A 22,866-nucleotide genomic window follows, 5' to 3' on the forward strand; every position below is an offset into this window, starting at 1 on the left:
AAATACTACCAGCATAAAAACGTTTATGTAACTTTAAATCCTTGCGATAGGTGTAGCCAATAATAATTGCAAAGACGATAAAAAAGATAATTCCAAAAATGATTTGACCTTTACTAAACATATGGCTATTTTTATGCAAATTTAAGAATAATGACGAGATTTCCACGAATGTGGAAATGACAAAAACTAGTTTATGAAAAATAAAATTGAAGCTGTAAAAGCATTTCACACCGCATTTAAAATTGGACATAGAGAAACACCTAAAGCAGATTTAGGATTAGCAAAAAATATGTTGCGCTATAAATTAATGCGCGAGGAGAATGAGGAATATTTAGATGCGGCCAACAACAACGACTTGGTCGAGGTGGCAGACGCATTAGGAGATATGCTATATATTTTATGCGGAACAATTATAGAACACGGACTTCAATATAAAATAGAAGAAGTGTTTGATGAAATACAACGGAGTAATATGAGTAAACTAGGTGAGAACGGACAACCTATTTATCGTGAAGACGGTAAAGTCCTTAAAGGGCCAAATTACTTTAAGCCCAATATAGAAGCTATTTTAGAGAAGTAAATTCTAAAACCTACAGAATTAGGCATTAAGATGATAAAAAAAGAGAAGCAATTTTGGCTTCTCTTTTTTCACATGTTTGAGTATCGTTTTCCCTTTGGAAAAGATAGTATAGGATCTACACCTTATATCGCCAACCAAAAGGATCTTCAGATTTATTGGTTTGAATATCCGTTATTCTTTTCTTTAAATAATCAGCGTAAGGCTTATCAAGTTTCGGTAAATCATAATCTACACCTTTATAGCCAAAGCCAGCTATTGGTGATATTACTGCAGCAGTACCTGCGCCAAACATTTCTTTTAAGTTGCCATTCTTAGCAGCTTCAACAACTTTGGTAACCGTAAGTTTTCTAACTTCAACAGGAATATTTTCGCTTTCCGCTAATTGAATGATACTTTTACGGGTTATTCCGTCCAAAATTCTATCACTTGTTGGTCCAGTAATTAAGGTGTCACCAATACGAACAAAAATATTCATTGCTCCAGCCTCTTCAATATATTCATGCTTATGGTCATCTGTCCAAATAACTTGCTGATACCCTTTAGCTTTAGCTAATTGAGTAGGGTAGAACTGACCAGCATAATTACCACCAGCTTTTGCAAAACCAACTCCACCATCTGCAGAACGGGAATATTTTTCTTCAATTAACACCTTTACTTCGCCAGAGAAATATGAGCCTGAAGGCGCCGTACATATAATAAATTTATATTCGTCAGCAGGTGAGGCATGAAAACCATTTCCAGATGCAAAAATAAATGGGCGAATATATAGCGAGCTGCCCTCGTTTGTTGGAATCCAAGCCTTATCTAATTGCAACAGAGCGACCAAGCCATCCATAAAATAGTCTTCTGGCAATTCTGGAATCGCCATACGTTTAGCCGAAATATTTAAACGCTTGCAGTTGTCTTCAGGTCTAAACAACCAAACGTTGCTATCCTCATCCTTGTATGCCTTCATACCTTCAAAAATCGATTGCCCATAGTGGAAAATCTTTGAAGAAGGATCTAAAGTTAAAGGTTGATAAGGCATAATTTTAGGTGCATGCCATTTACCATCTTTATAATCACATACAAGCATATGGTCAGAAAACACGCTTCCAAACTTTAAATTGTCAAAATCTACTTCATTAATTTTGGTAGCTTTTGTTTTTATAATCTCAATATCCTTGATTATAGTACTCATATTGCATCAGTTTAGCCTACAAATTTATAAAATTCATTTTCAAAAAAGCGGTATATTTACACAAATGCTTTAAAATTAAAATTTTCACGTCATGAGATTAGTAATACTATTGATAATCTGCACTTTAACACTTAGTTCTTGCAAGAATAAATCTAAGGAAACAAATACTGAAACCATTCAAAAAGAAGAGATAGCCTACGCTTCATTTGGTAAAGAAATAGTTGCAAATGATGCTGTAATTGCAAAATCTATGGCGGCACATTACGAAACCATGCAACAAGGCGATAGTATAGACTCTAAAATGAAGGCAAAAGTTACCAAGGTATGTCAAGCTAAGGGCTGTTGGATGACCTTGGACATAGGCAACAACAAAGAAGTTATGGTAAAATTTAAGGATTATGGCTTTTTTGTACCCAAGGATATCGCTGGAAAAGAAGTAGTTATCAACGGTAAAGCTTATGTAAAAGAAGTGTCGGTAGACGAGCAACGCCACTATGCTGAGGATGCGGGAAAATCAGCCGAAGAAATTGCAGCCATTACCGAGCCCAAAAAAACATACTCTTTTGAGGCCGATGGCGTTTTAGTAGCGCAATAAAGGTTTATTTTTTTAGACGCTACTCCGCTTTAAGCGGGGTCGGGCTTTCACAAGTCGCTCTCTGCGAGGAGCTCCAAATGTAGCCTGTGCTGAGCGCAATCGAAGTATTCAATCTCTAGCGCACCTATTTGCCAATGCATTGGCCAGCAATAACTACAAGAGTACTTGCAGACTAATTGGCTTCAAAATCAAACCAATAAATGAAACGAGAAATCATTACTACTGCGGATGGATCTTCAACCATTCATCTACCAGATTGGAATGAACAATACCATTCCAAGCACGGTGCCATTCAAGAGGCGTATCACGTATTTATAAAACATGGCCTGCATCATTTTTGTCATTCAGAGCGAAGCGAAGAATCTCAAGAAATTGCCATCCTAGAAATAGGCTTCGGTACAGGGTTAAATGCCTTTATAACCTATCTGGAAACTGAGAATTCAAATATCAAAATCGATTATGTTGGTGTGGAGGGTTATCCTGTTTCAAATAAGGAAATTGAACTACTCAATTACACTTCAGAATTAAAACAAGAGGGTAAAGATCAAATATTCAAAATGCTACATAATTGTTCATGGGAAGATAAGCACCGCATCAGTAGGCACTTTACATTAGCCAAACAGCAAAAAATGTTTGATAAAATTGATGACGTTAACGCATTCAATCTTATCTATTTTGATGCATTTGGGGCGAGAGTACAACCAGAGTTGTGGACAGAAGCTATTTTTAAAATAATGTATACAGCCTTAAAACAAAACGGTGTATTAGTAACTTACGCAGCAAAAGGAAGTGTGCGTCGTGCAATGGAAGCAGTGGAGTTTACAGTTGAAAGATTACCAGGGCCGCCAGGGAAACGTGAGATGCTTCGTGCAACTAAATAGTTTTAATGGCCAACTTGATTCATGGTGTTTATGTTACAGATTAACCTTCATCAATATCCTATCATCTATATTTCTGTTAAACCTAACTTAAACTTTAATACTTAGGCTTTACCTTTTTGTAATTTTATAAAAAAAGGAAATGCGTGTTTTAATAACAGGAGCAACGGGATTGGTTGGACAGGAAATAGTAAAGCTGTGTCATGCAAAAGGCATACAGGTTAATTACTTGACGACTCGCAAATCTAAAATCTCTCAAGACGAAAATTATCAAGGCTTTTATTGGAATCCTGAAACTCGTGACATCGATTCAGGTTGTTTTAAAAACGTAGATGCTATCATCCATTTGGCTGGTGCTTCCATTTCAAAGCGATGGACAGATAGCTATAAAAAAGAGGTGATTGATAGTAGGGTAGAAACTACCCAGCTATTGATAGATTCCTTAAAAGGAGAAACTCATGGCATTAAACAGATTGTTTCTGCAAGTGCTATTGGCGTATATCCTGATTCTTTAACCAATTATTACGATCAAACGCATAAAGAATTAAGCGATTCATTTTTGGGTAAAGTAGTTAAGGCCTGGGAAAAAGCTGTTGATGGTTTTTCTGAATTAGGAATTAAAGTATCTAAAGTTAGAATTGGTCTGGTGCTATCCGATAAAGGTGGTGCGCTAAAGGAAATAGTAAAGCCTATAAAGTTTGGCGTTGGTGCTGCTTTTGGAAGTGGCAAGCAGTGGCAATCTTGGATTCATATTGAAGATTTAGCACATATATTTTTATTCGTTTTAGAGCAACAACTGGAGGGTGTTTACAACGGTGTTGCGCCAAACCCAGTAACAAATAACGAGCTTACAAAAACAGCGGCCAAGGTATTACGGAGACCTTTGTTTCTGCCAAATATCCCAAAGTTTTTCATGAAATTAGTTTTGGGAGAAATGCACATTATCTTGTTTGAAAGTCAGCGTGTAAGTTCTAAAAAAATTGAGAGCAAAGGGTTTCAATTTGAGTTTCACCAACTCCAGCGCGCTCTTAAAGATTTACTAGGATAGAAAATATTACAAATAAACATTAGTAATCAATCTAGAAACAGTTGGATGGTCACTTCCACCAGCGGGCTCAATAGTAATATTTAAAGACGCTGCATCTTCAATATAATTCATAGCTAAAAGCGGTCCGTCTTTTTTAATAACGCCCATGTTTATCATTTCTCCATCAACATCTGCCCACATTTGGTAATTATGTGCATTATCTAGTTTTGGTAAGTCTACTGTATTTACAATAACGGATTTTTGTTTATGGTTAACATAACTAACCACTTTAGCTTCAGGCGAAAGCGCGTTACCCTTTAATATATACTGTTTGGTTTCAGCTGAGTTTAATATATCCAAATATGCAGTAGTAGTTTCTAAGTTGCCTTTTAAACCATTGAGGTCTTCTAAAAGTTGAGAGTTTTGTTCTTCAACAATTTGTAATTGCTTATTGGTTTTATTTAATTGCGAGTACATCCAAATGCTTCCAATCAATAAAACTGCAGCTACACTAGCAGCCATTGCTAAATAATTTTTAAATGGATTTTGCTTTGGTAATGATACAACCTTGGTTTCAGAACCTTTTACAGAGTTCATCAAGCGTTCCTTAACTTGTTTTGGTGGATTAACGGCATTTTCAAAAGCCAAGGACTCAAAACTCGCTTCAATGGTTTTAAATCTTGCCATCAACTCCTCATCTTCAGCTAATAGACGTTCTAAGGACAACTCATCTTCAGCAGACAACTCACCCAATAGGTACTGCTCTATAATGCCGTTTTCTAGTATGTAGGCTTTGTCCATCATCGTATCACTTCAATTAAAATCAAGAACCATACAATCGCTTTGTCATAACTCAACTTGAGCTTTTTTAAAGCTTGTTTTATGTAAGACTTAAAGCTTCCTAGTGGCACATCCATTTCTTCATGCGCTTCTCGGTGCGTTAAACCGTTAAAGTAAACTAACTCGAGAGCTCTTTGATGATGTGGTTCCAATTGTTTTAAACAGCCTTTAAGTTGTAAATAGTCGCCATTATCTGTAATTGATTCCTCTTTATCCTTATATACACTCAAATCCTCAGTTTGGATGAGCTTTTTATCCTTTCGTAAAAAATTTAAGGTTTTATTTTTTGCAATTCGGTAAGCCCAAGTATAAAATTTTCCTTTATCAGGGTTGTACTGGTGCGATTTCTCCCAAATAGTTAAGAAGGTGTCCTGTAATATATTTTGGGCGTGCTGCTCATCTTTGCACATCCGTATAATGACACCATATATAGCCGGCGCATAAGCATCATAAAGTTGAGATAACGCAGCTTCATCTTTGTTTTTAAGATTAGAAATAAGTGCGGTATCGTTCTGCATAAATGTTAAAGATTTCCCAAAAAAAGGATAAGGTTCATCCGGAGGAAATAAACCTGTGTAAATATAACTGAAAGCGCTTCAAAAAAAAAGAAAGTGCATTTTAGTTTAACCAAAAAATATAATTATTATGAAAAAGTTAGTTTTTATTTTAACAACAGTAGTAGCGTTAACAGTGAGTCAATTTGCTTCAGCTCAAAAAACAATTGTGGATGTTGCCGTTGGAAACGAAGATTTCTCAACCTTAGTGGCGGCATTAAAAGCGGCAGATTTGGTTGGAGCGTTGCAAGGCGACGGTCCATTACAGTATTTGCACCAAACAATGACGCTTTTGGGAAAATTGATTCCAACACTTTAAACTCTTTATTGAAGCCTGAAAACAAAAAAGCGTTAACAAACATCTTAACATATCACGTTGTGGCTGGAAAATTAGATGCAGAAGCAGTAGTTGCAGCATTGGATAAAAATAAAGGCATGGTAACCCTTGAGGCGCTAAATGGCCAAAAATTAACAGTAAAGCAAAAAGATGGTAAAATATGGTTGAAAGACCAAAACGGAAATTACAGTGAAATAATAATGACAGATGTGATGGGGAGTAATGGTGTTATTCATGTGATTAATAGCGTAGTGATGCCTAAGTAATTGGGAAGAAACTGCTATGAAAAAGAAAGCGCTCTATATAGGGCGCTTTTTTTATATCAATAATTGTACTGGTCTTTTTTAGCTTGATTTAATCCGGTTTTATGACTATTTCAAATCTCCAGCCTTTATCTTTTTTATGATTTTTATTGAAATTTGGCGATTTTATTCCAGCATAGATCATTCCAGCGGCTGGCAATGTTAATAAGAAAGCGGTAGAGTCAACAAATATTCCAGCGATAGTTGCACTACCAGCAACTAATATACCACCATAAATAAGGAATCCAGAGGTAAGAATAGAGGTTAGAAGCGGGTTTCGTTTTAATTCCTCTATATCGATCAAATCCACTCGAACACCATCTATAGAAATGATGGTATCGTCTTCTATCATGAATCGACCTTTAATTTCACTGCCGTGTAATGTTTTTACTTTTATTCTTTTATTTTCTTGGATTATTTTTTCTTTGGCGGTTTTTAAGTTGGTGATTTTTATGGCTTGCTTTTGTGCGATAGCTACATTTAAAAAGAAAAGCCCAATTACAAGAAAATAGATTTTTTTCATAACAAATATTTTTACGATAGATACAGGATTAAGTAATTAGTTGCGTCAAATGGGTTGAAATATCAAAACAATGTATTAAAAAGACCTATTACTGTTTATAAGAATTAAAAAAACCATCCTGTTTTCGCAAGATGGTTTTTACAATTAATTTGAGTTAGTCACTACTCGTATTTAAGCTTTTTTTGCAACGAGATTTATTTTTAATTCAATATCATCATTAATAAACTTATCACCTAAATCATCAAAAAACGACTTTGAACCATATTGTACATTCCACTTAGAGCGGTCAATTGTAAATGATTCACTGGTCAACGCTACGCCGTTTTCGTTTTCAGAAACCGAAACAGGAAACGTAATGTTGTTTTTTACACCTTTCAAAGTTAAATTACCAGAAAGCATCGTCTTTCCTTCAGCCTCACTTATACCAGTTACTTCAAAAGCTGCGTTTGGAAATTTTTCAACATCAAAAAAGTCAGCGCTAGTTAAGTGTCCTTTCAGCTTCCCATTCTTTTCATCATCAGCTGGAATATCTAAAACAGCAATAGAGCCCATGTTAATTAGAAAAGAACCGCTCTCCACTTTACCATTACTGATTTTAAAAGTACCAGAATCTAATTTGATTGTACCGTTGTGGGTACCAGTTGGTTTGAATCCTTTCCATTCAATGGTAGAGGCCTCAGCATCAGCAACATATTTTGTAGCAGTTGCTTCAGCTTCTGCAGCTGCCTTAGCATCAGAGGTTTCCGCTTCTTTAGCTTTATCCTTACATCCTACAAGTGCGATGGCTAAAGCACTCATAAACAATATTGTTTTAAAATTCTTTTTCATTTTATAATCAGTTTTAGTGTTAAGCGACAAAAATAGCAAATTTGTTTTATTTTATAAATTAAAAGTTAAACAAAATATTTGTTATTTTTTTTAATGACAATATGGCATTTTAATAATAATGGCAGTACTTTTGCCAACTCAAAAATGAGTAGTATTAATTACATGCGCGATGAGTAAAAAGAATAAAGCAAAAGATATAAAAGAAGAACAAGCCAACGGATTGAAGGACGAAGCTGTGGCAGTTGAAGAACAACAAGACCAAGATGTAAGTGAAGAATTATCTGCGGAAGACAAGCTAAAAGAAGAGCTTCAAAGTGAAAAGGATAAGTTTTTGCGTTTGTTTGCTGAGTTTGAAAACTATAAGAAACGAACTTCAAGAGAGCGTATAGAACTATTTAAAACCGCAGGGAAGGAAATAATGCTTGAGTTATTACCGGTACTTGATGATTTTGAACGGGCACTTTTACATATAGAAGAAGATAAAGAGGCAGAAGAATTACGCAAAGGTGTGCTCTTAATTTATCAAAAATTGTTGTCTACCTTAGAGAAAAAAGGATTATCAGTTTGTGAAGTATCACAAGGGGATACGTTTGACGCAGAAGTGCACACAGCAATAACCCAAATCCCTGCACCAAGCGATGATTTAAAAGGAAAAATCATTGATGTAGTTGAGAAAGGCTATAAATTGGGAGATACCATTATTCGTTTTCCAAAGGTGGTAGTTGGGCAATAAAACAAAATTATGGCAAAGAGAGATTATTACGAAGTTTTAGGGGTTAGTAAAGGGGCAAGTGCCAGTGAAATAAAAAAGGCTTACAGAAAAAAAGCAATTGAGTTTCATCCTGATAAAAACCCAGACGATAAAGAGGCCGAGGCTAAATTTAAAGAAGCAGCTGAGGCTTATGAAGTATTAAGCGATCCTGATAAAAAAGCGCGTTACGATCAGTTCGGACACCAAGCCTTTGAGGGCGGCGGTGGCTTTGGCGGCGGCGGTATGAATATGGATGATATCTTCAGTCAGTTTGGAGATATTTTTGGTGGTGCTTTTGGTGGTGGCGGTTTCTCTGGCTTTGGCGGCGGCGGTGGTCAACGTCGTGTAAAGGGGAGCAATCTTCGTATCCGTGTAAAGTTGACTTTAGAAGAAATAGCCAATGGTGTTGAAAAGAAAATAAAAGTAAAAAGAAAAGTTCAAGCCCCTGGAACAACTTACAAAACATGTTCTACATGCCAAGGTACAGGGCAGGTAACTAGAATTACTAACACTATTTTAGGTAGAATGCAAACCTCTGCACCATGTAACACTTGTGGTGGGGCTGGACAAACAATTAACAATAGGCCATCGGATGCTGATGCGCAAGGTTTAAAAGTTGCAGAAGAAACGGTTTCAATAAAGATTCCTGCAGGCGTGGTTGATGGTATGCAACTAAAAGTTTCAGGAAAAGGTAATGAAGCTCCTGGAAATGGTATTTCAGGAGATTTATTGGTGGCAATAGAAGAAGCAGACCATCCCAGTTTGCAACGTGAAGGTGATAATTTGCATTATGATTTGTACGTAAGTATTCCCGAAGCAGTTTTAGGAACTTCAAAAGAAATTGATACCGTAACGGGTAAAGTGCGTATAAAGGTTGAAGCTGGTGTACAATCTGGTAAAATTTTACGCTTGCGCGGAAAAGGCATTCCTAGTTTGAATGGTTATGGAAAGGGTGACTTGTTAGTGCATGTAAATGTTTGGACACCTAAAACATTAAATAAACAGCAAAAAGAGTTTTTTGAGGAGATGCTTGAAGATGACCATTTTTCCCCAAAGCCCGCAAGTTCAGATAAATCGTTCTTCGAAAAAGTGAAGGATATGTTTTCTTAAAAAAACTTTTGCGAAACAAAGGTTCTAAGCACTTTTTAGATTTAGCACATGCGCTTGAACATGTAAACATTAAGGCAATTAACTTCGTTTTTTATTGAAAATTAATAAGAAGATTGAAGATAATGTAATGGATTAAAAAATTCTGTAGTAAAATGGAATTTTTTTATGTAAGGTGCAACTTATCTTAATAGTTTTGCTATTAGTTAAGAAAAAAAAACTATCTTTGATTATCGCTAATTAACATTAGTGATAATTTTTCTTTTTCATAGCAATTTTTTTCCCATCCTTAATTTTAATTAAGGGTGGGTTTTGTTTTTGTAACAAAAGCTAGTGATTATGGTACTTTTAAGTGTTTTTCTGCAGTTCAAAATTTTAAATTAGAAAAACCGAAACAAATGCTATTGCTTGTCAATTTTTCCCTAAATAATTTACTTGTTTTCAATTTAACGGACTCATATACATTTAATATCTTTACATTTCTTTTAATTAAAAATTGTGAATGGATAAGCTATTGGAAGTTAATGGTGCTAGTAAGAAATTTGGAGATTTTATAGCATTAAACAATGTTTCTATTTCAGTGCCAAAAGGTAGTATTTACGGACTTTTAGGGCCTAATGGGGCAGGAAAAACCACTTTAATCCGAATTATAAACCAAATTACTTTACCAGATTCGGGCACCGTGGTTCTTGACGGCGAGCCGCTAAACGAATCTCATATAAAAGATATTGGTTATCTCCCTGAAGAACGCGGGTTGTACAAATCTATGAAAGTAGGTGAGCAGGCGTTGTATTTGGCGCAATTAAAAGGTTTAAGCAAATCGGTTGCAAAAGAACGCCTTAAATATTGGTTTGATAGATTGGATATTGGGGATTGGTGGAATAAGAAAATCCAAGAACTATCAAAAGGAATGGCTCAAAAAATACAGTTTGTGGTTACTGTATTGCATGAACCTAAACTTCTAATTTTTGATGAGCCATTTTCTGGTTTTGACCCCATTAATGCCAATTTAATTAAGGATGAGATTTTACGACTAAGGGAAAATGGTGCAACAGTTATTTTTTCGACACATCGTATGGAATCCGTTGAAGAGCTTTGCGACGATATTGCATTGATTCATAAATCCAATAAAATCTTAGATGGTAAGATTTTGGATGTAAAGCGTGCTTACAAGTCTAATACATTTGAGATTGGTGTAAATACAGCTAATAATAGTGCCTTGGAAAAAGAACTTTCAGACAAGTTTAAAACTGAGCCAGCGAATTTTAAAACTTTAAGTAATGAGTTAAAATTGAATATTCAACTCAATGGAAATCAAAGTTCTAATGATTTATTGAACTATTTAACCTCAAAAGGAGAGGTCTCTCATTTTGTAGAGTTAATTCCAAGTGTAAACGATATTTTTATTCAAACGGTAACTGAAAATAATTTGCAATAGTAGCATGAATCATCTTCCTCTTATTATAAAACGCGAGTACCTATCTAAGGTAAAAAACAAGTCATTTATTGTAATGACAATTTTAAGCCCTATCATCATGATAGCGCTTATAAGTGTTGTGGCGTATTTGTCTCAATTAAATAATGACAAGGTGCGAACCATTTCGATTTTGGATGAATCAGGTAAGGTTAAGGATATATTCGAAAGCACAGATAATACTACTTATAACAAACTTGATGGGATGTCCCTTGAAGATGCAAAAACATTGGTAACGGAGACCTCTGGCTATGGTTTACTTCATATAAAAGATATTGAAAATGTTAAGGAACTTTCAGAAAATATAAAGTTCTACTCAGAGGAATCACCCTCATTAACTGTGATTTCTAAATTGGAAAATAAACTAGAAAGGCACTTAACCCTAATCAACTACGAAAATGTAGGTATTGATATTGATAAGATTAAAGATTCAAAAGTAACCGTAGATATTTTTCAGGAGAATTTTGTTGGCGAAACCTCCTCTAAAACAGATAGTATCATAAAGCTAATTTTTGGTGGGGCTGCTGGATATTTATTATTCATGTTCATCATTATCTATGGAAATATGATAATGCGAAGCGTTATAGAAGAGAAAACTAGCAGGATTATAGAAGTTATTGTGTCTTCTGTGAAGCCAGTACAATTAATGTTGGGTAAAATTATTGGTACTTCTTTAGCCGGATTAACTCAATTTGCGATTTGGCTAATTTTAGGTAGCATATTACTATTTGTGGTTTCAGCTATTTTTGGTATTGATATGGCACAAATGCAAACGCCGCAGCAAGCCGCTATTCAGCAAGCCATGGAAAACCCAGAAGTTAATACCAAAATTCAAGAAGCTATGCAGGGATTTTTTAATTTGCCTCTAACCAATTTGATTATTGCCTTTATCTTCTTTTTTATAAGTGGTTATTTGCTGTATAGTTCACTCTATGCTGCTATTGGTGCTGCTGTTGATAATGAGACAGACACACAACAGTTTATGCTGCCCATCATTATGCCTTTAATTTTGGCCGTTTACATCGGAATTTTCACGGTAATTGAAGATCCTCACGGTACAGTTTCCACCGTATTTTCGTTTATACCATTTACCTCTCCTGTTGTAATGCTTATGCGCATACCTTTTGGAGTACCCATTTGGCAACAATTGCTATCTTTAGCATTATTGATTGGAACTTTTGTGTTTACGGTTTGGATTGCCGCTAAAATTTACAGGGTTGGAATTTTGATGTATGGTAAAAAGCCTACATACAAAGAACTTTTAAAGTGGATTAAATATTAAGATGCAGGAGACATCAAAAGATAACATACAGAATGAGGTTGGCCCAATCGAGGAGGTTCTGCAAGGCACTTCCTTTGGACAGGCTATTCAGGAGTTTCTTGATTTCAAAATCGTAGATTTTACCTATGGTACTGGAGCAGATGCTCATCAAATTGTGCTAAGAGTAAAGTATTTACTTCTTGTAGTTTTGGTAATGATTTTAACCACTTTTTTATTAAGATGGATAAAAAAGTTAGTTACCAAAAGATTGCCCGATGAGGACAAAGTGAAGTTCAATACCGTGTTTTCCTTTACAAGATGGATAATATATCTTATCGTTATATTGGTGGTGCTAGATGCCATCGGTTTTAATGTAACCGCTATTTTTGCAGCTTCTGCTGTATTATTAATAGGTGTTGGTTTAGCTCTACAAACGCTTTTTCAAGATATCATTTCTGGAATTTTTATTTTGATTGACCGCTCTGTACAGGTCGGGGATATTGTTGAGTTGGAGGGAAAAGTAGGTCGTGTAGAAGAAATAAAACTCCGAACCACAAGGGCAGTTACAATTGATAACAAAGTGCTCATTATCCCAAATCATCAGTACCTTACAAATAGTTTATATAACTGGACACAAAACGGTAAGGTCACTAGGGAAAGTGTATCAGTTGGTGTAGCCTATGGCAGTGATGTGCAGTTGGTAAAAAAACTATTACTTAAAGCAGCAAACTCTCATGAAATGGTGTTGCGCCATCCGGCACCATTGGTTTTGTTTGAAAACTTTGGAGATAGCGCCTTAGAATTCAGGCTAATCTTTACCCTTAATGATAGTTTTATAGGTGTTATTCCCAAAAGTGATATAAGATTTGAAATAAACCGTCTATTTAGAGATAACAACATTAAAATTCCATTTCCACAACGCGATATTCATATTATTTCAAAACCCTCAGAAAATCCATAAGAAAACATTTATGTCATATCGTTTAACAAGGTTATTGTGTTTTTTTGTTTTCTTATGTATAATCCAACTAGGTCACACCCAATTAACTGACCTGGCAAGACTTGAATATTCATTCATTCCACAAAGCAAATCTGAAGATGATTATAACCGACTACGCGCTTTAATTAATTACCCTATTGAAATAAAAAAAGATGCATATCTAGTTGTAGGTGCTGAATATAATAGGGTTATACTAAATTTAGAAGAAAACTATCCTTTTAATACTGCTGGCTTACGACGGATTCATATAATAGACTTAAACTTGGGTTATACGTTTAAGTGGAACGAGAATTTGAGAATAGGTATGAAGTTTAACCCACGAATTGCCTCTACACTTACCAAAAGTATTGTGTCAGACGATATCTTTTTAAATGGTGGATTATTTGTTATTAACGATAGAAGAGATGATACCTCTCTTAAACGTCCTTATAGACTAATATTAGGGCTTACTTATAATGCTACAACAGGAATTCCTTTCCCATTACCCTTTGTGAGTTATTTTAGGCAGATTAATGATAAATGGAGTTTTAACGCTGGTGTGCCAAAATCAAATATTAAGTATGCCGTTGACGATAGAAATGATATACAGGCCTTCATTGGTTTAGATGGATATTTGGCACATTTGCAAGAGCCTTCAGTTATTAATGGACAAAGTATCGACCATATTTCGTTATCCGTTGTAGTAGGAGGATTAGGGTATGAATATTTATTTTCTAAACATTTGGTAGGATATTTGTATACTGGATATACGTTTAGATTAAATAACGTTTTACGTAATGAAAATAGAGATGAAGTTTTTAAATTAGACGAAATAAATGCGTTTTATTTAAGAACCGGAATAAAATTTAAAATTTAGTATATGCCTAAAATATTAATTATTGAAGATGAAGCGGCCATAAGGCGCGTATTAGTTAAAATTCTTTCTGAAGAAAGTGATACTTACACAGTTGAAGAAGCTGAGGATGGGTTGGCTGGAATGGATAAACTAAAGAAAGACGATTTTGATTTAGTGCTTTGCGATATTAAAATGCCAAAAATGGATGGTGTTGAAGTGCTAGAGGCCACAAAAAAGATAAAGCCCGAAACGCCTATTGTGATGATTTCTGGTCATGGTGACCTGGATACGGCAGTAAACACAATGCGTTTAGGGGCCTATGATTATATTTCAAAACCACCAGATTTAAACAGATTATTAAATACTGTTAGAAATGCTTTAGATAGAAAGGAGCTTGTTGTTGAAAACAAAATCCTGAAGAAAAAGGTTAGTAAGAAATATGAGATGATAGGGGAGAGCGACTCGATTTCCCAAATCAAGGATATGATTGATAAAGTAGCGCTAACGGACGCTAGGGTTTTGATAACTGGGCCTAACGGTACGGGAAAAGAACTGGTGGCACATTGGTTACATGAAAAAAGCGATCGTGTAAAAGGGCCGATGATTGAAGTGAATTGTGCCGCTATACCTAGTGAATTAATTGAAAGTGAATTGTTTGGTCATGTAAAAGGTGCGTTTACAAGTGCCAATAAGGATAGAGCCGGTAAGTTTGAAGCGGCCAATGGTGGTACTATTTTCTTAGACGAAATAGGGGATATGAGTCTTTCTGCACAGGCAAAAGTTTTACGTGCGCTCCAAGAAAGTAGAATACAACGTGTAGGTAGCGATAAAGACATAAAAGTAGATGTACGCGTAGTCGCTGCAACAAACAAAAACTTAAAGAAGGAGATTGAGGAGGGAAAGTTCCGAGAGGATTTATACCATCGTTTAGCAGTTATTTTGATTAAGGTACCAGCACTAAATGAAAGACGCGACGATATTCCGTTGTTGGTGAATCATTTTGCAAATAAAATCGCAGATGAACAAGGTACTGCTCAAAAAAGTTTTTCTGATAAGGCGATTAAGCTGTTGCAGAATTATGACTGGACAGGAAATATTAGAGAATTGCGCAACGTTGTAGAACGATTGATTATCTTAGGTGGCGCAGAAGTTAGCGAACAAGATGTAAAACTATTCGCTTCAAAATAATTAAGGATGAAACAGATTACTGAGAGTGATTTTAAGGTTACTTCGAAAATTGATATTAAAAACTTACCCACTTCTTTCGATTTAAGTGCAACTGAAGATGAGGTAAAGGATGCACTAAAGAAAACCAGAAAAAAACTGGCTGAAATTCAAAACACCATGTATGCCCACGACAAATATGCAGTTTTAATAGGCATACAAGGCATGGATACTGCTGGAAAAGACAGTATGATACGTGAGGTATTTAAAAGCTTTAACGTAAGAGGTGTTGAAGTACATAGTTTTAAGGTGCCAACGGATTTAGAGTTGAGTCATGATTATCTGTGGAGACACTACATCGCTTTACCGCAGCGAGGTAAGTTTGGCGTGTTTAACCGTACGCACTATGAAAATGTTTTGGTCACAAGAGTGCATCCCAATTATATTTTGAGCGAAAGCTTGCCAGATGTAAACTCAGTTGAAGATATAAATGATGCCTTTTGGGATAAGCGTTTTGAGCAGATTAATAATTTTGAGAAGCATATCGCGGAAAATGGTACCATTATCTTTAAGTTCTTTTTGAATTTATCAAAGGACGAACAGAAATACCGTTTGTTGCGACGCTTGCGTAAACAAGAGAAAAACTGGAAGTTTTCGGCAGGTGATTTAAAAGAGCGTAAACTATGGGATGAATACCAAGAGTGTTATGAGGATGCCATAAATAGAACATCAAAAGATCATGCACCTTGGTACAATATTCCTGCTGACGATAAACCAACTGCACGCTATCTAGTAGCTAAAATCATGTATGATGTATTGAGCCAATATACTGATATTAAGGAGCCTGAGTTGGATGAAGATACCAAGGCGAATTTACATTTGTACAGGGCACAATTGGAAAGTGAATAGATTAAAAAAACAACAAGAATGAAGTTAGTTAAAAAATTAGCATGTATTCTAGTATTATTCTCATCTCTAATAATGTTATCATGTGAAGCGGATGAGGAGGGATGTGAATTTGAAACTGTTTGTTTTGGTGAAGGTAATTGTGTTGAAAAACCAATACCTGGTACTTGTTTGTAATTTTCTTTCGGGTCTAGTCGTCCTCAGGAAACGTAATATGCTGATAAGCCCCTATATCTGGGCTAGAAGTTCTATCAATATTTAAAATATCGGTAGGCACTTGAGAAGCAAATGTCAAATTGCCCTGACCGTTTGCTGCAGAGTCATCACCTATAATGAGCATATTTAAACTGGGGTCTTTGAAATCTGGGTCTTGATTAAAAATTACATTTTCATATTTTGATGCATCGTCAAAATCAAAATTTGGACCTGTAAAATTATCGTTTCTGTCATCAAAACGCACCAAGCAATTGCTCAATTTAAAATTAAAGCTCACGGCATCATCTTCTATTTCATCTAAAAGAAACTCTGGATTATCATTACCATAAATAATACAGTTATTAAAATTGGCTTCAATTAAGTCCGTTACTATGGCATTGTTATCGTCATCAACTAGAAAATTGTTTAACAATACTGATGGTAGTGGGCGAGGGCCATTTTCCCAATAATTGGTTAGCGTACAATGCGTAAAATTATATTTACCTCCAAATGTAGCAGCCACGGCAGCTTGTCCTGCATTATGTACCACAAGGTTTTCTCCAGCTATTGACGTGCCTCTTCCTAAAATACCAAAACTACCAGAATTGTATATTTGAGAATTGGTAATGGTGAGCTTATCGTTTGTTGCAGTGGCATCGCCATCGCATAAAATACCAACCAATGCATTTTTGATGGTTGTGTAATTAAAAGTATTATCCAAACTTCCGTCCAATAGCCAAATAGTGCCCCATTGTCCAGGTCTGTTCGCAAAACTTGGTTCTAGTCGGTCGCCTTCAAAAATCACTTCATTATCGAGCGTTTCTTGGTCTGGACTAAAAGCACCATTTACATTTATAGATGCTCCAGATTGTACGATAATACCAGAATTATCATGAAAGTGTAGACGTGCACCAGCTTCAACAGTGAGTGTTTCTCCAGTAGGAACCGCTGCAAAACCATAAATCACATAGGGCTTTTCGTTAGTAAATATTAATTCTTCAGGTAAAAGTTCCCGCCCTTGTAAATCAGTTTCTACTTGCTCACCATCAATGTTAAGTGCTAAAGTTTCAACAATTTTTGTGGTATTGTCTCTATCGGGAAAAATAAAAATAGCGTCTTTAATTAGCGTAACCAATTCAACTTTTTGCATATTTCCTCCAGAATCGAATTCAATTTGGTCAGTATATAAATACTCCCCATTAGGATTTGGGAAGTTGTTAATATCTACAGTGGTTTCAACAAAAATAAAGAGACTGTCTTTTGCTAATAACTCAATATTTTCAAATGTTTTTCCTGTAAGGCCATCCACACTCAAGCGGTATTGCGATGCATCTGCTAAACCTAACTTAACCGTCGGGATTAAAATATCTTCGTCGCTCCTGTTATATACCTTTAAATTATAGGTACTAGAACTTATGTTGGTAAAAACGGTATCTAAGTACACGGTATCCCTCGAAAATTCTAGGTTACCAGTACTTGCAGAAAACTCAAAATCTTTTCTACAGGAACTCCAAAGTGTAATAAAACAAACGGCAACTAAAACATAGATATATCTCTTCATTCAGCTAAAAATAAATATGGCTAAAAATATAACTTTTGAAAGGAACAATTATTATTGATTTTAGTTTTTTAAGTCCAAAGTATCCTTGGAAGCCTTGAATTCTTCGGTAATTTTTAAAAACTCTTTGCTCAAATTAACCATTGAATCCAATAGAATGACCTTATTGGCTTCAGAACTGAGATTTTTATTCCAATATTGAGCCTCACAATAATCTAAGAATAAATGCGCATGTTCTTCTGGGATATTTAAATCTTGATTCAATAGTTTTAAACTAAATAGGTTGTCATGTTTTAAAAGGGAGTCTAAATCGTCATAAGTGACGAACTCAATAGGTTTAGGCTTATTCTTCTTTTTCAGCAACTTACGTATACTTTTAAAGAGTTTTTTAAAATTTACACCTTTATCATATTCAGATTCGTTCATGTACAATTGTAAGTTGTTTTTCATATCTCTTTCAAATGCTCTTTCAGCTTCCTGTGTATATTCAAGGGGGTTGAACTCTTCGTCATCATTACTAATTAAAACTTCACCTAATGCATTAACCGACTTTCTTAATTCGAAAACTACAACATCATCAAAATCAGATTGCTTTAGTTGTATCATTTTGTTATGATGGAAGAGCGATTCAAATAAAAGAGTATCGTTTACGACTGCCGAAATTGAGAAATCACCGTCATTATTAGTATAAGTCATTCTTTTTTGACTTACATTATAAACTTTTATGCCCTTAACTGTAGATTCGCTGTCATAGACTTTTCCTTTGATATTTTGAGATATCAAGGTTAATGGAAACAGTAATAAAAGAAGATGTTTCAATATAATAGTATTATCTACTTCAAATTAAAAGATTTAATAAATGAAATCATCAGAATTAGCAGTATTTAACATTTAGAATAGTAATAGCTTTTAGATGGGGAAATTAGTACTGACTTTAATTTTTTAAGCCCAAAGTATCTTTTGATGTCTCAAAATCTTCTATAATTTTCAAAAATTCTTTACTGAAATTCACGAAAGAATCTAGCAGTACTACCTTCCTTTGCTCAGTAATTAAGATTTTATTTAAGTTTTTGGTTTCGCAATAATCTAAAAAAAGATGCGCATACTCTTCAGGGATATTCAAATCTTGTTTTAGCAATTTTAAATCGAACAAATCATCATTTTTAAAGAGAGAATCCAGATGTTTATAGGAGATATAAGTAATGGGCAAAGATTTATTTTTTCTTTTAAAAAGTTTTGCAATTTTACGAGCTAGATATATGAAGTCAACCCCATATTTTGATACACTACCATATAAATGAGGATTATTTTTTCTATCGTTAGCGATAGAAAAACCTATTGCATCTGTATATTCCACTTCGTTAAATTCCTTTGCCTTTTGATCCACTAGTAAGACTTCTCCAAGCTCATTGACTACTTTTTTCAATTCAAAGACTGCAATATCTTCAAAATGAATTTCCTTTAATTTTATGTGTTTAGGATGATGGAAAAGCGATTCGAAGAAGAGCGTGTCATTGATGGATGCTGAAATTTCAAAATCACCTTCATTACTTGTATAGGTTTTAAGTTTTTTGCTAATGTTATACACTTTTATTCCCTTAACGGTAGATGCATTATCGTAAACTATCCCCTTTATATTTTGAGAAAGAAGACTTAAGGGAAATAAAAACAAAATTAGATAACGCAAAGTTTGGTTGTATTTTATGCATTTCAAATTAAAGTATTTTAAGGTATTGACTTTGTGCAATTAAGATATTTTAACACCCATATTTAGCCAACTTTAACTTTTTCCATTAAAAAAAGCCTAACATTTATTATTCTGTTAGGCTTTAATTACATGAGTGTTGTCTGAGTTTATTTTACAATAATGCTTTAATCATTTTCACTGCACTTTCGGCTGTAATATCGCGTTGTGGCGTACCAAACATTTCATAGCCTACCATGAATTTTTTAACTGTAGCGCTTCTCAACAATGGTGGGTAAAAACTCATGTGCCAATGCCAATGCTTATTATCATTTCCATTAGTAGGGCACTGGTGTATTCCTGCGGAATATGGGAACGATGTATTGAATAGTTTATCGTATGCTTTTGTTAACACTGCGATAGCTTCGGCATATTGTAAAGTTTCCTCATCTGTCATGTCAGAAATACTGGAGATATGTCTCTTGGGGGCAATCATTGTCTCAAAAGGCCATACTGCCCAAAAAGGCACCAATACTACAAACTTATCGTTTTCAAAAATAACTCGCTCTTGCTTTTCCAGTTCTTGAGCTAGATAATCTCCCAAAAGACTGCTTTTGTTTTTACTAAAGTAGTTTAATTGTTGTGTGTTTTTTTTATCAACTTCGTTTGGTAGTGTAGACTGACTCCATATTTGCCCGTGTGGGTGCGGATTACTGCAACCCATAACAGCACCTTTGTTTTCAAAGATTTGAACATAATTGATTTTAGGGTTATCTCCCAATTCTTTATACTGTTCTTGCCATGCATAAACCACTTTTTGAATTTCGTTTGGCGACATATCTGCCAAACTTTTAGAATGGTCTGGACTAAAACATATCACTTTACAGATTCCTGTTTCGCTCTCTGCAATAAGTAATCCGTCATTAAGTGAAAATGTTGGAGAATCGCTCTGTAATGCTGCAAAGTCGTTGGTAAAAATGAACACATCTTTATAGTCAGGATTTACCTCTCCATTAATACGTGTATTTCCTGCGCACAAATAACAACTTTTATCATATGTTGGTCGCTTTTCATTATTCACTTCTTCATTTTGACCTTGCCAAGGGCGCTTTGCGCGATGCGGCGACACCAAAACCCATTCGCCCGTTAGGATATTAAAGCGTTTATGCGAATAGTCTTGTAAGTCTGTATTTTCCATTTTTGTTTTACTCCGTTAGGTTTTTTATTCTACTAAGTGCGTTCCATCTGAAAGTTGGACGAAATATACTGAACAGTCTTTGTCAAATTTTTTCTTATATGCTTTTGAGGCTGTTTCAGCAAAAGCCTTAGCTTCACTCTTGGCTACAAGGTTTATAGTACAACCACCAAAACCACCACCCATCATTCTCGCACCTAATACATGCTTGTTTTTTCTGGCTTGCGCCACAAGAAAATCTAGCTCTTCGCAGCTCACTTTAAACTGATTTGATAAACCGTCGTGCGATTGGTAAATTAGCTTTCCTAATTTTTCTAAATTACCATCCTCTATAGCTTTTGCAGCTTTTAGCGTTCTTTCATTTTCTTGAATTACATAAAGCGCTTTTTGGTAATTTGATGGTGTTACTTTACCCATTACAGTTTCCAAATCTGCTTCGGTAGCGTCTCTTAATGCTTTCACACCTAACAACTCTGAAATACTTTCACATGCTGAACGTCTGTCATTATAAGCACTGTCCGATAAACTGTGCTTTACATTTGTGTTGATGAGCATTAATTGATGATCCTTGAAGTTGATTTCGTAAGGTTTGGATTCGATAGTGCGACAGTCCAAGTGTAATGCGTTGTTTTCAATGCCAAACATACTTGCATATTGGTCCATAATCCCGCATTTTACGCCCACATAATTATGCTCTGCCTTTTGTGAAATCAAAATCATTTCATGTTTTGAAAGCCCTAAGTCAAATAATTCATTTAAACCAAAAACAACACTGTTTTCTAGGGCAGCCGAAGAAGACATGCCAGCGCCTCCTGGAATATCACCTCTAAAGACAATATTAAAATCACCTACAATTATGTTTTTATTTTGAATTTCGGCAACCACACCGAAAACATAATTTTCCCAGCTCCCTTCTTTTGAAGGCTGGAGTTTATCTAATTCAAATTCAATAGTACTGTCCAAGTCTAGAGCAATTGCAGTGCAATGCCCAGAATCACTTTTCCCTATAGCAGCAGCGATACCTTTATCAACAGCAGCTGGAAACACAAATCCGTCGTTATAATCCGTATGTTCACCAATAATATTTATTCTTCCTGGTGAGAAAACCATCAATGGTTGACTGTTGAATTTATCGATAAAAGTCTTTTTAACATCTTTAACTAATGATGCATTCATAATCAGTTCAGTTTTAATTTAGTTGTTTGATATTTTTACATTCCAGGTAATTTCATAAGATTCATTTGGGGGTAATGTTTGTAAACCAATCTTATTATTAAAACTATCGGAAACACCTGTTGTGGGTTCTATGGCTATAGTGTTTTTTCGGGGCGGTGTGTACGCTTGGATAAAGTTGTTATTACCAGTTGCATTAAATTTCAGGTTATATTTGGGCGTTTTGAATACCACTTCATCAGAATTTAGCATCCAGCAATCATCAAAAAACTCATCTCGAATTTTTATGGAAATATTCTCATGTATTGGAGTTGTACCAGTAGTTATATTACGGTCTCCTAAAATTATTTTTTCTTTGCAATTCATATTAAGAGTGCTTTCAAACAAGTTGTTGCTTGTAAAATAAGGATGCCAACCCACAGTAAATGGAAAGGGTTTTGTGTCTGTATTTTCTACATACATTTTTAAGTCTAAAGCAGTTTTGCTAAAGATGTAGACTAATTTGATTTTAAAGGTGTAAGGAAATCCATCTATAAGTTCAGTCTGAATATATTGTAAAGCCACCATGGCATTTTTTTCTGTGGTATTTTCTTCTACAACTTCAAAGGTTTTATTAAAAACTAGACCGTGAAGTGCGTTTTGCTCATCTCTTACATTTATAGGAAATTCGTACTGACTGTCATTGAATGAATAGATGCCGTCTTTTATTCTATTCGCAAAAGGAAACAAAATAGAGGAGGCGTAAGTAGTTGCGTAATCCAAAGGACTTAAATCTTGAATAATATTATGATTATTTAAAGTCAATTCTTGAAGACTTGCACCTTTATCTAAATATATTTTACCATAAACAGAAGCGTCAGTGTTCGTTACTTCTAGAATGTTATCTTTATTTACTAGTTTGATTGTGTACACTATTTTA

Annotated in this window: 25 protein-coding genes; 14 read left to right on the forward strand and 11 right to left on the reverse strand. The window is 34.9% G+C overall.

From position 1 onward, the window contains the following. The first annotated feature begins 193 nt into the window (after positions 1-193). Positions 194-580 carry a pyrophosphohydrolase domain-containing protein gene (locus tag EYD45_RS01635; protein ID WP_130962600.1) on the forward strand — a complete coding sequence of 129 codons (387 nt, stop codon included), beginning with the start codon at positions 194-196 and terminating at the stop codon, positions 578-580. A 115-nt stretch (positions 581-695) separates the two neighbouring features. Here the strand turns inward: EYD45_RS01635 and EYD45_RS01640 are convergent, their stop codons facing one another. Further along, positions 696-1,760, reverse strand: coding sequence for a branched-chain amino acid aminotransferase (locus tag EYD45_RS01640; RefSeq protein WP_207303279.1), 1,065 nt, complete (start codon positions 1,758-1,760; stop codon positions 696-698). A gap of 91 nt (positions 1,761-1,851) precedes the next feature. On the opposite strand from EYD45_RS01640, the gene EYD45_RS01645 reads away from it, so the two are divergent. The 3 genes from EYD45_RS01645 to EYD45_RS01655 all read left to right on the forward strand — a co-directional run bounded on the left by EYD45_RS01645 (position 1,852) and on the right by EYD45_RS01655 (position 4,281). Beyond that, entirely contained in the window at positions 1,852-2,355 is a 504-nt protein-coding gene (locus EYD45_RS01645; protein ID WP_130962601.1) for a DUF4920 domain-containing protein, read from the forward strand. Between the two features lie 200 nt (positions 2,356-2,555). Continuing rightward, a complete protein-coding gene (gene mnmD, locus EYD45_RS01650) occupies positions 2,556-3,236 on the forward strand; it encodes a tRNA (5-methylaminomethyl-2-thiouridine)(34)-methyltransferase MnmD (protein ID WP_130962602.1) in 681 nt (226 codons plus the stop codon). 139 nt (positions 3,237-3,375) lie between these two features. Next, the gene (locus EYD45_RS01655; RefSeq protein ID WP_130962603.1) at positions 3,376-4,281 is read left to right on the forward strand and encodes a TIGR01777 family oxidoreductase; all 906 of its coding nucleotides are present in this window, start codon (positions 3,376-3,378) and stop codon (positions 4,279-4,281) included. Positions 4,282-4,287: 6 nt separating this feature from the next. Here EYD45_RS01655 and EYD45_RS01660 read toward each other — a convergent pair whose 3' ends face one another. Beyond that, the gene (locus EYD45_RS01660; RefSeq protein ID WP_130962604.1) at positions 4,288-5,064 is read right to left on the reverse strand and encodes an anti-sigma factor; all 777 of its coding nucleotides are present in this window, start codon (positions 5,062-5,064) and stop codon (positions 4,288-4,290) included. Beyond that, a complete protein-coding gene (locus EYD45_RS01665) occupies positions 5,061-5,618 on the reverse strand; it encodes an RNA polymerase sigma factor (protein WP_130962605.1) in 558 nt (185 codons plus the stop codon). Before EYD45_RS01665 ends, EYD45_RS01660 begins: the two co-directional genes overlap by 4 nt. Positions 5,619-5,745: 127 nt before the next feature. On the opposite strand from EYD45_RS01665, the gene EYD45_RS17055 reads away from it, so the two are divergent. Together EYD45_RS17055 and EYD45_RS17060 are read left to right on the forward strand one after the other, a co-directional pair. Further along, positions 5,746-5,973, forward strand: a complete 228-nt coding sequence (locus tag EYD45_RS17055; RefSeq protein WP_317127924.1) for a hypothetical protein — start codon at positions 5,746-5,748, stop codon at positions 5,971-5,973. Further along, complete coding sequence (locus tag EYD45_RS17060; RefSeq protein ID WP_317127923.1) at positions 5,955-6,257, forward strand: fasciclin domain-containing protein; 303 nt, start codon at positions 5,955-5,957, stop codon at positions 6,255-6,257. The genes EYD45_RS17055 and EYD45_RS17060 overlap by 19 nt, the downstream gene beginning before the upstream one ends. 88 nt (positions 6,258-6,345) lie before the next feature. On the opposite strand, the gene EYD45_RS01675 is transcribed toward EYD45_RS17060, so the two are convergent. After that, on the reverse strand, positions 6,346-6,816 hold the full coding sequence (locus EYD45_RS01675) for a hypothetical protein (protein WP_130962606.1): 471 nt from the start codon (positions 6,814-6,816) through the stop codon (positions 6,346-6,348). Positions 6,817-6,987: 171 nt separating this feature from the next. Continuing rightward, on the reverse strand, positions 6,988-7,644 hold the full coding sequence (locus EYD45_RS01680; RefSeq protein ID WP_130962607.1) for a YceI family protein: 657 nt from the start codon (positions 7,642-7,644) through the stop codon (positions 6,988-6,990). 169 nt (positions 7,645-7,813) lie between these two features. Between EYD45_RS01680 and EYD45_RS01685 the strand changes: the two genes are divergently transcribed. The 8 genes from EYD45_RS01685 to EYD45_RS01720 all read left to right on the forward strand — a co-directional run bounded on the left by EYD45_RS01685 (position 7,814) and on the right by EYD45_RS01720 (position 16,145). Continuing rightward, the gene (locus EYD45_RS01685) at positions 7,814-8,377 is read left to right on the forward strand and encodes a nucleotide exchange factor GrpE (protein WP_130962608.1); all 564 of its coding nucleotides are present in this window, start codon (positions 7,814-7,816) and stop codon (positions 8,375-8,377) included. Positions 8,378-8,386: 9 nt separating this feature from the next. Then, on the forward strand, positions 8,387-9,505 hold the full coding sequence (dnaJ, locus tag EYD45_RS01690; RefSeq protein ID WP_130962609.1) for a molecular chaperone DnaJ: 1,119 nt from the start codon (positions 8,387-8,389) through the stop codon (positions 9,503-9,505). A 499-nt stretch (positions 9,506-10,004) separates the two neighbouring features. Next, positions 10,005-10,940, forward strand: coding sequence for an ABC transporter ATP-binding protein (locus tag EYD45_RS01695; protein ID WP_130962610.1), 936 nt, complete (start codon positions 10,005-10,007; stop codon positions 10,938-10,940). Positions 10,941-10,944: 4 nt separating this feature from the next. Continuing rightward, complete coding sequence (locus EYD45_RS01700; RefSeq protein WP_130962611.1) at positions 10,945-12,258, forward strand: ABC transporter permease; 1,314 nt, start codon at positions 10,945-10,947, stop codon at positions 12,256-12,258. Position 12,259: 1 nt separating this feature from the next. After that, on the forward strand, positions 12,260-13,198 hold the full coding sequence (locus EYD45_RS01705; RefSeq protein WP_130962612.1) for a mechanosensitive ion channel family protein: 939 nt from the start codon (positions 12,260-12,262) through the stop codon (positions 13,196-13,198). Between the two features lie 10 nt (positions 13,199-13,208). Beyond that, positions 13,209-14,093 carry a DUF6268 family outer membrane beta-barrel protein gene (locus tag EYD45_RS01710; RefSeq protein ID WP_233702484.1) on the forward strand — a complete coding sequence of 295 codons (885 nt, stop codon included), beginning with the start codon at positions 13,209-13,211 and terminating at the stop codon, positions 14,091-14,093. Positions 14,094-14,096: 3 nt separating this feature from the next. After that, positions 14,097-15,260, forward strand: coding sequence for a sigma-54-dependent transcriptional regulator (locus tag EYD45_RS01715; RefSeq protein ID WP_130962613.1), 1,164 nt, complete (start codon positions 14,097-14,099; stop codon positions 15,258-15,260). 6 nt (positions 15,261-15,266) lie between these two features. Continuing rightward, the gene (locus EYD45_RS01720; protein WP_130962614.1) at positions 15,267-16,145 is read left to right on the forward strand and encodes a PPK2 family polyphosphate kinase; all 879 of its coding nucleotides are present in this window, start codon (positions 15,267-15,269) and stop codon (positions 16,143-16,145) included. A 187-nt stretch (positions 16,146-16,332) separates the two neighbouring features. On the opposite strand, the gene EYD45_RS01725 is transcribed toward EYD45_RS01720, so the two are convergent. The 6 genes from EYD45_RS01725 to EYD45_RS01750 form a co-directional block, all read right to left on the reverse strand. Next, on the reverse strand, positions 16,333-17,898 hold the full coding sequence (locus EYD45_RS01725) for a hypothetical protein (RefSeq protein WP_130962615.1): 1,566 nt from the start codon (positions 17,896-17,898) through the stop codon (positions 16,333-16,335). A gap of 60 nt (positions 17,899-17,958) precedes the next feature. Then, positions 17,959-18,714 (reverse strand): hypothetical protein, encoded by a 756-nt coding sequence (locus tag EYD45_RS01730; RefSeq protein WP_130962616.1) that lies wholly within the window; start codon positions 18,712-18,714, stop codon positions 17,959-17,961. Positions 18,715-18,829: 115 nt separating this feature from the next. Next, positions 18,830-19,609, reverse strand: a complete 780-nt coding sequence (locus EYD45_RS01735; protein WP_130962617.1) for a hypothetical protein — start codon at positions 19,607-19,609, stop codon at positions 18,830-18,832. Positions 19,610-19,754: 145 nt separating this feature from the next. Then, complete coding sequence (locus EYD45_RS01740; RefSeq protein WP_130962618.1) at positions 19,755-20,777, reverse strand: UDP-glucose--hexose-1-phosphate uridylyltransferase; 1,023 nt, start codon at positions 20,775-20,777, stop codon at positions 19,755-19,757. 24 nt (positions 20,778-20,801) lie between these two features. Beyond that, positions 20,802-21,950, reverse strand: coding sequence for a galactokinase (galK, locus tag EYD45_RS01745; protein WP_130962619.1), 1,149 nt, complete (start codon positions 21,948-21,950; stop codon positions 20,802-20,804). Between the two features lie 18 nt (positions 21,951-21,968). Further along, positions 21,969-22,859 (reverse strand): aldose 1-epimerase, encoded by an 891-nt coding sequence (locus EYD45_RS01750; protein WP_165453865.1) that lies wholly within the window; start codon positions 22,857-22,859, stop codon positions 21,969-21,971. Between the last annotated feature and the right edge of the window lie 7 nt (positions 22,860-22,866).

This window comes from Hyunsoonleella flava, assembly GCF_004310325.1.
Lineage (GTDB): Bacteria > Bacteroidota > Bacteroidia > Flavobacteriales > Flavobacteriaceae > Jejuia > Jejuia flava.